The following is a 14947-nucleotide window of genomic DNA, read 5'->3' on the forward strand; positions in this document are numbered from 1 at the left end:
TAATTTTTTTTACAACTTAAATTCCTTTATAATTTTTTGAACTTCTTCTTCTGTGATTCCGCTTCCTAAATTTTGTGATTCTGATTTTCTGCTTACATTGCTAAGAGGATTTACCTGTGGATTGCCTGCTCGAGCTCTTAATCTTTCTTCAATCATTTTTGTAAAACTACCTGGAGAACTTTCTTCGGTTTTTCTTGAAGTAAATTGCGGTAAATCAAAAGAGTTTACAGCTGTTCCTTCATTAACAGCTTTGATTTCAAAAGCTAATGTTTTGATGTTCATTAAATGTGTGGCAGTTACATTTTCTGAAACAATTGAACCACCCCATGTGCCTGGTCCTAATGTCATAGAAGGAATTAGTCCAGTAGTATATCCAACAGCTCCAACAGAAGAAGGAGTATTTACCACAATTCTAAATGCAGGTTTTTCAAGAGCAAATTTCATAATAATTTCTTTATCATTAGAATGAATAGCTAATGTGTGGCCAATTCCACCAAATTCAAGCAGTTCAATGCAGCGATGACATCCTTCAAGCCAACCATCAACTGTGTAAAAAGCAAGTATTGGAGAAAGCTTTTCAATTGATAATGGTTCTTCTTTTCCTACTTTTTGGCATTCTGCAATCAAGACTGTTGTATTATCTGGAACAGAGAATCCAGCATGCTCTGCAATCCATCTAGCGGGTTTACCAACGATATCCGGATTTAATTTTGATCCCTTTGCAACTCTTTCTTCTAATTTCTTCTTTTCTTCTGGATTTAAAAAATAACATCCTAACTTTTTAGCTTCTTCAATTACTTTTTCTTTGATGGGTCTATCGACAATCATTGCTTGTTCTGAAGAACAAAGAACGCCATTATCGAAAGTAGTTCCATAAACAATATCAGCAACAGCTTTTTTTATATTTGCAGTTCTTTCAATGAATGCAGGAACATTGCCTGGACCAACACCATAAGCTGGTTTGCCAGAACTATAAGCTGCCTGAACCATTGGTGTGCTTCCAGTTGCCAGAATAACAGAAATATTTTTGTCTTTCATCAATGCTTCGGTTCCTTCGAGTGTAGGAATTGTCATGCATTGTATTAAACCTTTCGGTGCGCCAGCTTTCTCTGCTGCATCAGATAAAACTTTCAGTGCTTCTATTGTGCAATTAATTGCTTTTGGATGCGGACTTGCAACAATTCCATTTCTGCATTTTAATGAAATAAGAGCTTTGAACATTGCAGTTGATGTGGGATTTGTTGATGGAATCAATGCTGCAACAACTCCCATTGGTTCTGCTATCTTTATAATTTTTCCATTCTTTTGAATATCAATTACACCAACAGTTTTCAGATTTTTTATTGATTCATAAACATCTCGTGTTGCAAATTGATTCTTGATAATTTTATCAGAAACTTTTCCAAAACCTGTTTCTTCATGTGCTAATCTTGCAAGTCTTTCAGCCTCTCTGAATCCGGCTTCAGCCATTGCCTTGATAATTTTATCTACCTGTTCTTGATTAAAATGCTTGAATTCGAGTTGTGCTTCTTTAGCTTGAGCGGCTAAGTTGCGGGCTTCCTGAATTGATTGAAGGTCCTTGTCAAAGTTCATTGTGTTCTCAAAATTTTTAACTAAAAATAAAGAGAACCACTGCAAACTTCAATTTGAAAAAGTAGGTTTGAACAAATCTTATCTTGAATGGATTAGTGCTAGGATAGTTTAAAAATTTCAATTAAACAGCTCTTTAATTTTTTGATAACCACTTTTGCTTATGGGAAGATGAGTTCCATCTATTAAAATTATGTTGTGTGAATCTTTTTCAAATAAATCAATTTGTTTTATACTCGATATTTTTACAATGTAAGAACGATGTATTCTTATGAAATTTTTTGGGTCTAAATTTTCTTCGTAGAATCTCATTGTCTTTTCCTTTAAGAAATTTCCTTTTTCAGTATGAAGCATTACATAATCGTCCTGTGCTTCGATGTATTTTATTTCATCTACTGGAATGATTGTAATTTTTTGGTTTTGTTTAACTACAATCCTTTCGAGATATTCTTTCCTTTCATCTAATGTTCTCGAAAGTGATTCTAATTTCTTACTTGAATGTTCTTTATTCTTCAACATATCAAGAGCTTTCTTCAGTGCATCGTCAAATCTTTCTTCTGAAAATGGTTTTAAGAGATAATCAATAGCACTTACTTCAAAAGCTTTGATAGCGTAGTTGTCATATGCTGTTGTGAAAATGATAATAGGCGGCTCGTCCAATAGCTCAAGCATTTCGAAACCAGAAATTTTTGGCATTTGAATATCAAGAAAAATTATATCTGGTTTAAGCTCATTAATTTGCTTGAGTGCTTCAAACCCATTCGAACATTCAGCAGCAATTTGAATATCATTATATTTTTCTAAATATTTTTTGATGATGTCTCTTGCTAATTTTTCGTCGTCAATTATTATTGTTTTTATTTTCTTCATAATTAAACCGGTATGTAAATGTTTACTCTAAATATGTTATTTAATTTTTCTGTTTTCAAAAGATTATCTTGATTATAAATTAACTTTAATCTGTTTTGAATATTTTTTAATCCAATCCCTTCGCCTTTTTTAGGAACAGAATCAGGGTCAAAATTATTTTCAACAGTAATTCTAATATATTCACTTACTTTTGCACACCTGAGTTTTATTGTAACTTTTTCCAGTGATTCATAAACGCCATGTTTAATTGCATTTTCGAAAAGTGGCTGCAAAATCATACTTGGAATTTCTGTATTCTTGCATTCCTGCTCAACTTCTTCAATAAAATCGAATTTGTCACCAAATCGAATTTTTTCAATATCAAGATAAAGTTTTGAGTAACTGATTTCTTCTGATAATTTATTTTTTTGATGTTCATTTTTTGAAAGTGTATTTCTTAAAAATGTTGATAGCTTGATTGTCATCTCTTGTGCTTTAGTTGGATTTGTAATTGTTAATGCACTTATTGAATTAAGGCAGTTAAAAATAAAATGCGGATTAATTTGATATTTGAGCGATTTAAGTTCTGCCTCTTTAACTAATGTCTTAAGTTCAGCTTCCTTTAATAATTTTTCTTGAAAATTATTGTAATAAATTATCACATAATCAATTGCAACAAGTATAGAATAATACATTATGCCAATGATAAATCGCCATAGAAGTGATTTGTTCAAAAAAACAAGATATGATTTATCATCAATCAAAATATTTTTTGAAACATAATAACCAGCAAGCAGCCAAACTCCCGATGTTATTGCAGCAGAGGCAATATGATTAATAAAAATTTTTGAAATCGAATATATATCAAGAGAATTATAATTTACTGTGTACCAGACACTCAATCCAAGAAATAAATAAAGCAGATTGAAAATTAAACTGTCAATTAAAGCTGAATAAAAATTTATTGATAAAAACCAATTAAGAATTATTGTATGCAATAAAAAAATTGAAAACCAAATTATAAGATAAATTAACAGAAGTCGTTTGTTTTTAATGAATGGATTAATCATAAAAAATTACACACTTTTAATTTCACCACCGCCAAAAAATATTGTGCCTTTTATAATTAATAATCCTTCTTCATGTTGTAATGAATTATCAAAAAGGTATTGCTTTGTATCTAATCCTCCAAATATTGTTGTTACATTTGTAATAACTTTCCAATTTTTTGGTATTAAAATGGAAAAGCCGCCGAAAAGACATGTTACATCAAGAATAATTTCTTCAGGTGATAAATTAGAATCAGCAAGATTTATATTTACAGCAGAAGCTATAATAGTTAATCTTCCTCCTTTAAAATTTTTTGTTACTATCTTTTTGTTGCAATGAGTTAAAATGCAGGTTTCATCTATATATTCACTATTTATTTCTTGAAATCGTTCTGAAGCCAAATCATGTTCATTAAATTTTTTTTGATGAATATGTTTACTTTCATTTCTTCTAAGTATGAAGTAAAAACCAATAATGATTATAATCAAAGGGAATATGTCACGAAATGTAAAATGAAAAAATGGTTTGAAGATGTGATTAAGTAATCCGTATAGACCAATTACCAAGAAAATCATTCCGGGTGTACTATTTCTTGATTTTGTTAAAAGTATAATCCCAATAATTATAAAAATTGTGTGCCATGAAAATATTAAATGTCGAAAGCCAAAATAAAAGAAGCCAAGATTATCAATTAATAATAAAGTTCCAATTATTATAAAAATTAATCCAAGCCATAATCTTGAATTTTGATGTTCCATGTTTTCCTCTAAAATGTGTTTTTAATTTCTCCACCTCCAAATAAAACAAAGCCTCGAATTAAAAGACTTTTTCCTTCTTCATATTTTATGTTAGGAGTTTTTATTCTTTTATCGCCAAAACCTCCAAAGACAGGTAATACATCTATTTCAATTTTCCAATTCGATGGAACAATTAAAGTTGAGCCTCCAAATATTGCTGTTAATTCGAGAACATTTTCACCCTCGGCAAGTTTGCAGTCAGATAAGTTAATTTCAGAACCTCCGAAAATTGAAATTATGCTACCGCCACGAAAATTATCTGTATGTAAAACTTTTGTGCTTCCGCCAAATATTGATATTTCTTCTAGAAATTCTTTTCCTTTGTTTGCTTTTTCTTCAGATAATTCACTGCTTATGAATGAACTTTTATATTCATGAGTTTTCCAGTAATGCCTTGTATATTCTTTTCTCCGAAGTATGATAAATAAACCAATGATTACAAAAATAAGGGGCCATAATTCAGGGATTAAACTAAAAAGTCCAATGGCTATTAATATGCTTCCTGCAATTTTATTTTTAGAAAGTGTTATTAAAAGTATTCCAAGAAAAATGAAAAAGTATTCCCATGTAAGAAAATCTTCTGGGATTATTTCTATTCCATAATTATTAAGAATAAATAGAATACCAATGATGATAAGAATTATACCAATTAAAATTCTTGTTCTTAAATAATATGCCATAACATCTCCAAAATTTTCAGAGGAAAGTTAGGAAGTAAAATATAATTCATAAATAAAAAATCGGTGAAGAGCAGAATTGTATCGGTAAATAAATTTTATTCAAGCAATTTAATTTGTTCATTGGGCGGAAGAACCTGAACATCTTTTAATTGTCTTTCAATTTTACGTGTCGATTTTGTTGCTTCTTCAATTTTGTTTGATGCTTCCTGCAATTTCTTTTGAGTTGCTTCGAGCACATCACCAAATTTCCCAAATTCAGTTTTGACAGAACTTAAAATTTTCCATACCTCACTTGACCTTTTTTCTATGGCAAGAGTTCTGAATCCCATTTGTAAGCTGTTTAAAATTGCTGCAAGATTTGTTGGTCCTGCAATTGTAACACGATATTCTCTTTGAATAAATTCTGCGAGACCAGGTCTTCTTAAAACTTCTGCATACAAACCTTCAATTGGTAAAAACATTATAGCAAAGTCTGTAGTATTCGGCGGGTCAAGATATTTTTCTGCAATTTTTTTTGCTTCGGATTTTATTCTAACTTCGATGCCTTTAGCTGCATCGTTGATAGCATCAATATCAGCTGCATCCTGTGCATCAAGCAATCTTTGGTAATCTTCAATTGGAAATTTTGCATCAATTGGAAGCCAGACAATTTCTGTTTTTGATGAATCTCGCCCAGGAAGTTTTATTGCAAATTCAACTTTGTCATTGCTTCCTTTTTTTGTGATGACATTTTTCTCATATTGTTCTCGTGTGAGTATTTGTTCAATTAAATTTTCGAGTTGAATTTCTCCCCATGTGCCTCTTGTTCTTACATTTGTCAAAACATTTTTCAAATCGCCTACACCTCTTGCAAGTTCCTGCATATCACCTAAACCTTTGTATACCTGTTCCAATCTTTCACTTACAAGTTTGAATGATTCTCCGAGTCTTCTTTCAAGTGTAGCATGAAGTTTTTCGTCAACCGTTTGACGCATTTCCTCAAGTTTTTTGGAATTATTTTCTTGTATTTCTTTTAATTGATTTTCAACACGCATCTGGAGATTATCAAATTTTTGTTCATTAGACTGAGTTAATTTTGAAAGCTGGTCGGCAAAAATATCTAATTGTGCTTTTTGCATTTTTGCAATTTCATAAAGCCTGTTTGAAAGCAATTCCCCAAAATTATTTATCGAATTACTTAATTCTTCTCTTTGTGATTTTAATGATTTGGAAATTTCTTCACGATTTCTAAAAAGCTCATCCCGAAAAGCTCTGTCAATTCTTTCGAACTCTGTTTTAATATCTGTTTGATTGAAAGCAGCTGTCTTTTTATTGATTGAATGAACAATGAACAATATAATTACCATAATTATGATTATACTTACAAAAGCAATTTCTATCATTATCTCTCCAGATGTAAATGATTTAACAAAAGCAAAATATAAAATAAATTGAAATCTTGTTAACTCATCTTTGAATATTTTTATAAATTTAGATTTGTAAACAAAAGAAATTAAATATGAAGAACTGGAAAAAAATTATAATAGGTGTATCTGCTTCTTTGATTGTCTTAATCATTTTTCTTTTTATTGTTTCGTCTTTTATGCTTAAAAAATCATTGCCAGAATATAATGGTGAAAAAATTATTAGAGGGATAACATCAACAATTACAATTTATCGAGATTCATTTGCAGTTCCCATGATAATAGCTGAAAATGATGAAGATGCAGCTTTTGCACTTGGTTATCTGCATGCACAGGAAAGATTATTTCAAATGGATTTGGCAAGACGAGCTGGAGAAGGAAGATTAAGTGAAGTATTTGGGAAAAAGACTTTAGCATTTGATAAAATGTTTAGGACAATTGGGATTTATAAAAATGTTATTCATGGTTACCAGCATTTAAATCCTCTTGCAAAAAAAATTCTAAATGCTTACACAAAAGGAGTAAATGAATTTATAAAAGAAGCAAAAGGGAAATATCCAATCGAATTTGATGTATTGGGATATGACCCATATCCCTGGAAACCAGAACATAGTTTGGTTATAGCTAAATTGATGGCATGGGAATTAAATTTAAGTTGGTGGTCTGATGTTACATTTTCAAATATTGTTCAAAAACTTGGGGCTGAAAAAGCAAAAGAATTAATTCCAGATTATCCGCAAAATGCACCAACGATAATACCAGAATCAATTGAAAAATTTGCACAAATATCAAACGATTTTCTGGAAACAGATAAAAAGTTCAGAGAATTTTTTGGCTTTTATGGAACTCATATAGGTTCAAACAGCTGGGTAGTCAATGGTAAAATGTCTGCTTCTGGTAAACCTATAATTGCAAATGATCCACATCTTGCATTTTCTGCTCCAGGCAAATGGTATTTTGTAATAATTAGAAGTAAAGATTTAAATGTCGAAGGATTCACATTGCCGGGGTTACCATCAGTTGTAATTGGCAAAAATCAAAATATTGCATGGACAATGACAAATGTTATGGCAGACGATGCAGATTTCTATGTAGAAAAAATTGATTCAACCGGAACAAAATATTTTCTTGATGGACAGTGGAAAAATTTAATTTTAGAAAAAGATTCATTTGCAGTAAAAGATTCTTCTTATTACACATTAGAAATTAAAAGAACTCATCGTGGACCAATAATTTCTGATGTTCATCCTTACAATGTTTTTTATCCGAAAGAAGGAAAAGTTTTTTCAAACTTAAGCATGCGATGGACAGCATTAGAATTTAATGATGAACTTTATGCATCAATATTAATTAACAAATCAAAAGATTGGAATGATTTCAAAGAAGCATTAAGATATTTCACAGCTCCAGGCCAAAATTTTATTTATGCAGATAAATATGGAAACATCGGTTATATTTGTGCAGCAAAACTACCATTACGAAATTCAGTTAGTCCAACTTTAATTTATGATGGAACTCTTAGTGCAAATGATTGGAAAGGTTATGTGCCTTATGAAGAAATGCCAAAACTTTTTAATCCATCTCAAAATTTTATTGCCTCTGCAAATAATAAAACAGCAAGAAATTTCAAGTATCATATATCAAATATCTGGGAGCCATCTTCAAGAATTGAGAGAATCACAGAGTTGCTGAATTCAAAGTCTGTTCATTCAATGAATGATTTTAAAAATTATCAGCTTGATTTTATTTCTCCATATGCAAGAAAAATTACAAAACATATTCTTGATGCTTTTAAAAATGTAAAAGTAACAGAAAAGAATTTGAAAACATCTCTCGAACTTTTTAATAACTGGAATTATGAATTTAGTGAAAAAAGTCAGGTGCCTGCGATATATTCTGCTTTTCTTCATTACCTCATAAAAAATATTTTTGAAGATGAATTAGGAAAAGATTTAATTAAAGAGTATGTTTTTCTGGCAAATGTTCCATACAGAAAATTGATTGAATTGCTCGATAGCGATAATTCCTCATTGTTTGATAATATTAATACACAACAAGTAGAATCAAAAAATGAAATTATTAGAAAAAGTCTTGTTGATGCATTAATATACCTTGAGAAAAAATATGGAAAGGACATTTCAAAATGGCAGTGGGGTAAAATTCATAAAGTAACTTTTAAACATACATTTCATGGGATTGCTAATTTTATTGATGATTTAATTGATATTGGTCCATTCCCAATAGGCGGAGATGGTACAACAATATTCAACACCGAGTATTCTTTTACAGCTTTATTTGAAGATAATGATTATGAATTAAAGGTTCTTAAGGAAGAACCATTTGCTAATAATCTTGGACCATCAATGAGATATATCTTTGATTTTGGAAATCCAAATTACATTGAGTTCATTATGCCAACAGGACAATCAGGAAATTTTATGAGCAAACATTACAGCGATATGACTCAAATGTGGTTGAAAGGAAAATATCTTAAAATTGCATTGGATGAAAATTTGTTCAAGAGAACTGCACCTTATAAATTAATTTTAAAACCACATGAATAAGTAACTTTTATTTAACAAAATGTTAAATTTAGAAATCAAAAAGTGATTTTTTTATGAAAGTAACAGAACATTTAGCAAAAGCAAACGAAACATTAATCAGTTTTGAAATAATACCTCCCAAGAGAGGAGGAGATATAAAAGAATTATTAAAAGTTCTGGATGATATTATAAAGTATAATCCTCCTTTTATTGATATTACAAGTCATCCAGCTGAAGTAGTTTATGAAGAAACACCTGGCGGCGAAATGAAGATGAGAGTGAAAAGAAAACGCCCAGGTACACTTGGAATTTGTGCTCTTGTCCAAAATAAATATAATGTTGATGCAGTCCCTCATGTTTTATGTACAGGATTTACTAAAGAGGAAACTGAAGATTTTTTAATTGAACTACATTATTTGCAGATTGATAATGTTCTTGCAGTTAGAGGTGATGATAGTGGTTTCAAAAAACCAGTTAGATATGGAAGAAGTGTAAATGAGTATGCAATTGATTTGGTAAAACAAATTCAGGACCTTAATCAAGGAAAATATCTTGAAGATGGTTTGCTTGATGCAGAACCAATGGATTTTTGTATCGGAGTCAGTGGTTATCCGCAAAAGCATTATGAAGCTCCAAATCTTATAACTGACATCCGTTATACCAAAGCTAAAGTTGATGCAGGTGCTTCTTACATTGTAACACAAATGTTTTTTGATAACAAAGATTATTTTAATTATGTCGATTTATGCAGAAAAGAAGGAATTAATGTTCCTATTATTCCAGGTCTAAAAATTATTACTTCAAAAGCACATGCTCATACATTACCAAAAAATTTTTTTATTGATATTCCAGCTGAATTGGTTGAAGAACTCGATAAAGCAAAACCAGAACATGCACTTGAAATTGGTGTAAACTGGGCATATAAACAAGTTGAAGAATTACTGAATAGAAAAGTTCCTGCTATTCATTTTTACATTATGCAAAATTCAAAACCAATAAATATGCTAATGAAAAAATTGGGTTACTAAAATGATATTACCTGCAGCAAAAAATTTAACTATCAAAGTAACAATACCCAAAAGATTAAAATGGGGAATAGCAGGTTGCAGCAGTTTTGCAGAAAATACTTTTCTTCCTGCTTTTCAAAATATTAAAAGAAGCAAACTTGTATCTGTTTTCAGCCATGATATTAATCGAGCACAATTTATTGCAAATAAATTTGGTGCTCCATATGTTTTTGATAATTATGATGAATTTCTAAAAAGTGATATTGAAGCTCTTTACATTTCGAGCAAAAATTCAGACCATTACTGGCAAGTATTAAAAGCAGCCGAAGCAGGTAAAAATATTTTATGTGAAAGACCAATAGCATTGAATTCACAGCAGGCAAAAGAAATGGTTGAAGCCTGTAAAAAAAATAATGTTATTTTAATTGTTGACCATCTTCATCGTTTCCATCCTCTTATTATCAAAACAAAAGAACTTATCGAAAAAAATATTCTCGGGAAAATTATTTCCATTTATGTCACTTACAATATTGATTTTCCCCCAACAGATAATTTTCGATTCAAAAAAAGCTTAAGCGGTGGTGGTGTTCTTAGAGACCTTGGTTCTCAAATGATAGATTTACTCAGATATTTCGGAGGTGAAGTTTCTGAAGTTAAAGGTTTTATTGATAATGTAATTTATAAAAGTGAAGTTGAAGATTTTGCTTCTGCAATACTTAAGTTTCAAAACGGTGGTTACGGTATTTTCAATGTTTCTTATGATACTAAAGAACCAGTAATCAGAGCAGACATTTTGGGTTATAATGGTTCAATAATTCTTGAAAGTAAAGTAGACAAAAAAAATTTCTCAACGAAATTGACAATTGCTCTTCATGGCGAATCTAAAAAAGTATTTAGAAAAAAAATTAATAAAGTTACTTTTATGATTCGTTCTGCTCAAAAAACATTTCTTAAGAAACAAACTCCACTTGTTTCTGGAGAAGATGCACTCCAAAATATGTATATAATTGAAGAAATCGAAAGACAATGTTACTCTCAAGAAAATTAGTAGTATATAGATGTTATGTTAAATTTTTTGCATGAATGAAAAATTATAAGCTGTATGCAAATATTGAATGCATATTTAATTATGAAAAAATGAATAGAGTTAATCCACAAATTCATTGCTAATTAATAACCATGAATAATTCTAACCTTACAGTCGCATTACTTTTAGGTGGGGTTTCACCAGAAAGGGAAGTTTCAAAAGCTACAGGTAAATCGATACTTCAGGCGCTACGACAATTAAATTACGAAGTAAAAATAATTGACCCGGCATACGGGCTTAATCAGCCTGAAGATGAAAATAAATTTTTTGAAAGTGAAAATTATTCTGCGCTTTCCCCACGAAATTATATTGAAATAATTAATTCCTCTATCTTTGATGATGTTGATGTTGCATTTATCGCACTTCACGGGAAATGGGGAGAAGATGGTACTTTGCAATCACTTCTTGAAATGCGAGGAATTAAATATACTGGTTCCAAAATTCTTGCAAGCTCTTTATCGATGGATAAATGTATGTCGAAAATTATGTTTCAACATTATGATGTAAGTACTCCTAAATGGTTTGTAGTAAGAAAGAATGAAGAAGATTTCGATTTAATAAAAGAAAAAATTAAAAAGTTTTTTGGTTATCCTTGTGTGGTTAAACCTAATGACCAAGGTTCAACAATTGGACTTACAATTTGTCGTGGTGATTCCGAGGTTAAAACATCAATTGAATTAGCTCGCCAATATTCTGATAAAGTTCTTATTGAAGAATATATTTCAGGACGAGAAGTTACTGTAGGAATACTAGGACAACAACCTTTGCCAGTTTTAGAAATAAAACCAAAATCTGGTTTTTATGATTATACATCTAAGTATACAACTGGCATGACAGAATATGAAGTTCCTGCTGATATACCTAAAAATGTAGCAGAACATCTTCAACATCAAGCATTGCTTGCTTTTAATTCTATTGGATGTGAAAGTTATGCAAGAATTGATTTTCGATTAACGAAGGATTATCGAACATATTGTCTTGAAGTAAATACATTACCCGGAATGACAAGTACGAGTTTACTGCCAAAAATGGCAAAAGCTGCAGGTATAAGTTTTGAGGAATTGATTCAAAGAATAATTAATTATGCTCTTAAATGAAATTCGATAAAAGAAAAATTTATAACATTGTTTTTTTTTCGCTTTTGATGTTGGCATTCATTTATTTATTATTTAATGAAAATGGAATTTTAAAGTATATCAAAGCTAAAAATGAAATTAAAAAGCTTGAACAGGAAATTAACAATGCAGAAATGAAATTGCATTTGCTTCAACTTGAAATTGATTCGCTGAAAACCAGCAAAGAAAAAATTGAAAAAGTTGCTCGTGAAAAATATCACATGTTAAAACCTAGCGAGAAAGTTTTAAAAGTAGAAGAATATTAAATTGACAAAGAAAATAGACATACCAAAAATTCCTCTTGCTGAAAGAATTAGACCCAAAAATCTTGATGAGTTTCAGGGACAAAGTCATATTGTTGGACCAGGCAAACCGCTTAGAATAATGATTGAGAATGATACATTAAGCTCAATAATTTTATGGGGTCCTCCAGGTACAGGAAAAACTACACTTGCTAAGATAATAGCAGAGAACACAAATTCTGATTTTTTTCAATTGAATGCTGTTTCATCTGGTGTGAAAGATTTACGAAATGTAATTGAAAAAGCAAAGGAAAATCTTAATTATAATAAAAGAACTATCTTGTTTATTGATGAAATACATCGTTACAACAAAGCACAACAGGATGCTCTTCTTTCATCAGTCGAAACTGGAGAAATTATTTTAATTGGAGCAACAACAGAAAATCCCTCTTTCGAAATTATATCTGCATTAAGATCTCGTGTTAGAATTTTTATTCTAAATGAACTTACAAAAAATGATTTGCAGAATATTTTGAATCGTGCACTTATCAAAGATGAATTTCTTAAATCACTTAAAATAAAAATTGAAGACCCTGATTATTTGATTTTCATTTCTGGTGGTGATGCAAGAATAATGCTGAATATTTTAGAAGCATCTGTAATTCAGGAAATAAACAATGATGAAATAATTATCACACAAAAAGTAATTCAAAATGTTTTACAAAAGAAAAATATTATCTATGATAAAAGTGGGGAAGAGCATTATAACTTAATTTCAGCATTCATAAAAAGTATTCGCGCCTCAGACCCAGATGCTGCAGTTTATTGGCTTGCACGTATGCTTGAAGGTGGCGAAGACCCATTATTTATTGCTCGCAGAATGGTTATTCTGGCTTCTGAAGATATTGGTAATGCAATGCCAAATGCACTTGTGCTTGCAGAAGCCACATTCAGTGCATGTGAAAAAATTGGTATGCCTGAAGCAAGAATTATTCTTGCTCAATGTGCTACTTATTTGGCTTCGGCTCCTAAAAGCAATGCATCTTACCTTGCTATTGATAATGCAATTCATGATGTAAATTCACTTCCTCAATATCCAGTCCCATTTCATTTAAGAAATGCACCTACAAATTTAATGAAAGAAGCTGGCTACGGTGTTGGTTATAAATATCCTCACAATTATGAAAATCATTTTGTGCAAGAAAATTATTTACCTGATGAAATAAAAAATAAACAATATTACTTTCCAACAGAAAACGGAATGGAAAAGACAATTAAAGAAAGATTGAAAAATTTCTGGAAGAATAGAAAAAAATATTAATTGGCAAGCATAAACATTTTTCCAGGTAGTTGTTTGATTAAACCTTTGAATTCAAGTGTAAGTAGATTAACTAAACAATCTGAAGTTGACATTGAAGTTAGAGCAGCAATTTCATCAATATGTTTGGCTTCAGGTCCCAGTACCTGTAATAGTTTTTCTTCGAATAATGTTAAATCTACAGTTGGTTTTGGAATATTTTTACCTATTTCAGGTTTTAATTTTAATTTGAGTTCAAGCAGTATATCTTCAGCATTTGTAATTAATTTTGCTTCGCCCCGTTGTATTAGCGTATTTGGACCTTCTGATTGCTTTACGTTAATGTTGCCAGGAATAGCAAAAACCTCACGATTTTGATCAATTGCATATGCCGCTGTTTGCATTGCACCTCCATTTAATTTTGTTTCAACAACAAGCGTCCCTAAACTTAATCCTGAAATAATTCTATTTCTTCTTGGAAAATTTTGAGCATCAGGTTTAGTCCCAAGCTCATATTCTGAAATTACTAAACCCTTCTCGGCAATTTCATAAAATAATTTATAATTCTCAGGTGGGTATATTACATCTAAACCAGAACCAATAACAGCAATAGTTCTTGAATTGCAGTTTAATGCGGTTCTATGTGCTATAGAATCTATTCCTCTTGCTAGACCACTGACAATTGTTATATTCTTTTCACATAAGTCTTTCACAATTTTTTCAGTTTGGATTTTACCGTAATTAGTAGGTTGTCTTGTGCCTACAACAGCTAATGAATATTTATCTTGTTCAGCAAAATTTCCTAATGCGTAAAGAATTAAAGGTGGATAATAAATTTTTTTTAGAATATCAGGATAATCATTATCCCAGTAAGTAATAATTTTTGCATTTAATTTAGAAAGCTTATTTAGTTCTTCTTCGACTTTAATTGATATTTCTTGCAATTGTGATTTTGCTTTTAGTAATCTCTGAGATAAATTTTTGTTTATTCCATCAACTTTAAGAAGAGAAATGAAGTCGGCTTCAAAAATGTTTTCAAAGGAATGAAAATGATTTAATAAAGAAAAAATTTTATAAGGTCCAATCCCCTCAATGTTTAGTAATGATTTTATAAAGACTAGCTTTTTGAAATAGTCTTCCACTTTTGACTATATATCATTGTTGATTTCAATATTATCTACAATTGCAACAATCATTGTATTTACTGGTGCATTTGAATGCCCAAGTATTTGTTGAATTGCATCGCCCTCTTGAGCAACAAGAACTGTATCACCAATTCCTGCATCA

At 30.5% G+C, this 14947-nt stretch carries 14 protein-coding genes (1 of these 14 running past the window's edge); 6 read left to right on the forward strand and 8 right to left on the reverse strand.

The features are described from left to right. Positions 1-9 precede the first annotated feature (9 nt). The 6 genes from AC27L2_RS09905 to AC27L2_RS09930 form a co-directional block, all read right to left on the reverse strand. Entirely contained in the window at positions 10-1593 is a 1584-nt protein-coding gene (locus tag AC27L2_RS09905; RefSeq protein ID WP_487211609.1) for an acetaldehyde dehydrogenase (acetylating), read from the reverse strand. A gap of 117 nt (positions 1594-1710) precedes the next feature. Then, the gene (locus tag AC27L2_RS09910) at positions 1711-2460 is read right to left on the reverse strand and encodes a LytR/AlgR family response regulator transcription factor (protein WP_487211610.1); all 750 of its coding nucleotides are present in this window, start codon (positions 2458-2460) and stop codon (positions 1711-1713) included. 2 nt (positions 2461-2462) lie between these two features. Continuing rightward, the gene (locus AC27L2_RS09915; protein WP_487211611.1) at positions 2463-3509 is read right to left on the reverse strand and encodes a sensor histidine kinase; all 1047 of its coding nucleotides are present in this window, start codon (positions 3507-3509) and stop codon (positions 2463-2465) included. 6 nt (positions 3510-3515) lie between these two features. Then, the gene (locus tag AC27L2_RS09920) at positions 3516-4247 is read right to left on the reverse strand and encodes a LiaF transmembrane domain-containing protein (protein ID WP_487211612.1); all 732 of its coding nucleotides are present in this window, start codon (positions 4245-4247) and stop codon (positions 3516-3518) included. Positions 4248-4255: 8 nt separating this feature from the next. Next, a complete protein-coding gene (locus AC27L2_RS09925; RefSeq protein ID WP_487211613.1) occupies positions 4256-4966 on the reverse strand; it encodes a LiaF transmembrane domain-containing protein in 711 nt (236 codons plus the stop codon). 95 nt (positions 4967-5061) lie between these two features. Next, complete coding sequence (locus tag AC27L2_RS09930) at positions 5062-6348, reverse strand: DNA recombination protein RmuC (RefSeq protein WP_487211614.1); 1287 nt, start codon at positions 6346-6348, stop codon at positions 5062-5064. Positions 6349-6464: 116 nt separating this feature from the next. Here AC27L2_RS09930 and AC27L2_RS09935 point away from each other — a divergent pair, with 116 nt between their 5' ends. The 6 genes from AC27L2_RS09935 (at position 6465) to AC27L2_RS09960 (ending at position 13684) form a co-directional block, all read left to right on the forward strand. Beyond that, complete coding sequence (locus AC27L2_RS09935; RefSeq protein ID WP_487211615.1) at positions 6465-8933, forward strand: penicillin acylase family protein; 2469 nt, start codon at positions 6465-6467, stop codon at positions 8931-8933. A gap of 53 nt (positions 8934-8986) precedes the next feature. Then, positions 8987-9940 carry a methylenetetrahydrofolate reductase gene (locus AC27L2_RS09940; RefSeq protein WP_487211616.1) on the forward strand — a complete coding sequence of 318 codons (954 nt, stop codon included), beginning with the start codon at positions 8987-8989 and terminating at the stop codon, positions 9938-9940. 1 nt (position 9941) lies between these two features. Beyond that, positions 9942-10967 carry a Gfo/Idh/MocA family protein gene (locus tag AC27L2_RS09945; protein ID WP_487211617.1) on the forward strand — a complete coding sequence of 342 codons (1026 nt, stop codon included), beginning with the start codon at positions 9942-9944 and terminating at the stop codon, positions 10965-10967. A gap of 131 nt (positions 10968-11098) precedes the next feature. Beyond that, the gene (locus AC27L2_RS09950; protein WP_487211618.1) at positions 11099-12103 is read left to right on the forward strand and encodes a D-alanine--D-alanine ligase family protein; all 1005 of its coding nucleotides are present in this window, start codon (positions 11099-11101) and stop codon (positions 12101-12103) included. Continuing rightward, positions 12100-12387 (forward strand): FtsB family cell division protein, encoded by a 288-nt coding sequence (locus AC27L2_RS09955; protein WP_487211619.1) that lies wholly within the window; start codon positions 12100-12102, stop codon positions 12385-12387. The genes AC27L2_RS09950 and AC27L2_RS09955 overlap by 4 nt, the downstream gene beginning before the upstream one ends. A gap of 1 nt (position 12388) precedes the next feature. Further along, the gene (locus AC27L2_RS09960) at positions 12389-13684 is read left to right on the forward strand and encodes a replication-associated recombination protein A (protein WP_487211620.1); all 1296 of its coding nucleotides are present in this window, start codon (positions 12389-12391) and stop codon (positions 13682-13684) included. Here AC27L2_RS09960 and dprA read toward each other — a convergent pair. Together dprA and AC27L2_RS09970 are read right to left on the reverse strand one after the other, a co-directional pair. Beyond that, positions 13681-14802, reverse strand: coding sequence for a DNA-processing protein DprA (dprA, locus tag AC27L2_RS09965; RefSeq protein WP_487211621.1), 1122 nt, complete (start codon positions 14800-14802; stop codon positions 13681-13683). The genes AC27L2_RS09960 and dprA overlap by 4 nt on opposite strands. A 6-nt stretch (positions 14803-14808) precedes the next feature. Further along, positions 14809-14947, reverse strand: the final stretch of a protein-coding gene (locus AC27L2_RS09970; RefSeq protein WP_487211622.1) for a EutN/CcmL family microcompartment protein. 143 nt of this gene lie beyond the right edge of the window; the window shows 139 of its 282 coding nt (coding positions 144-282); its start codon lies beyond the right edge, outside the window — the gene reads right to left on this strand; the stop codon is at positions 14809-14811.

The sequence above is a fragment of the Rosettibacter sp. KY25 genome (genome assembly GCF_057554405.1).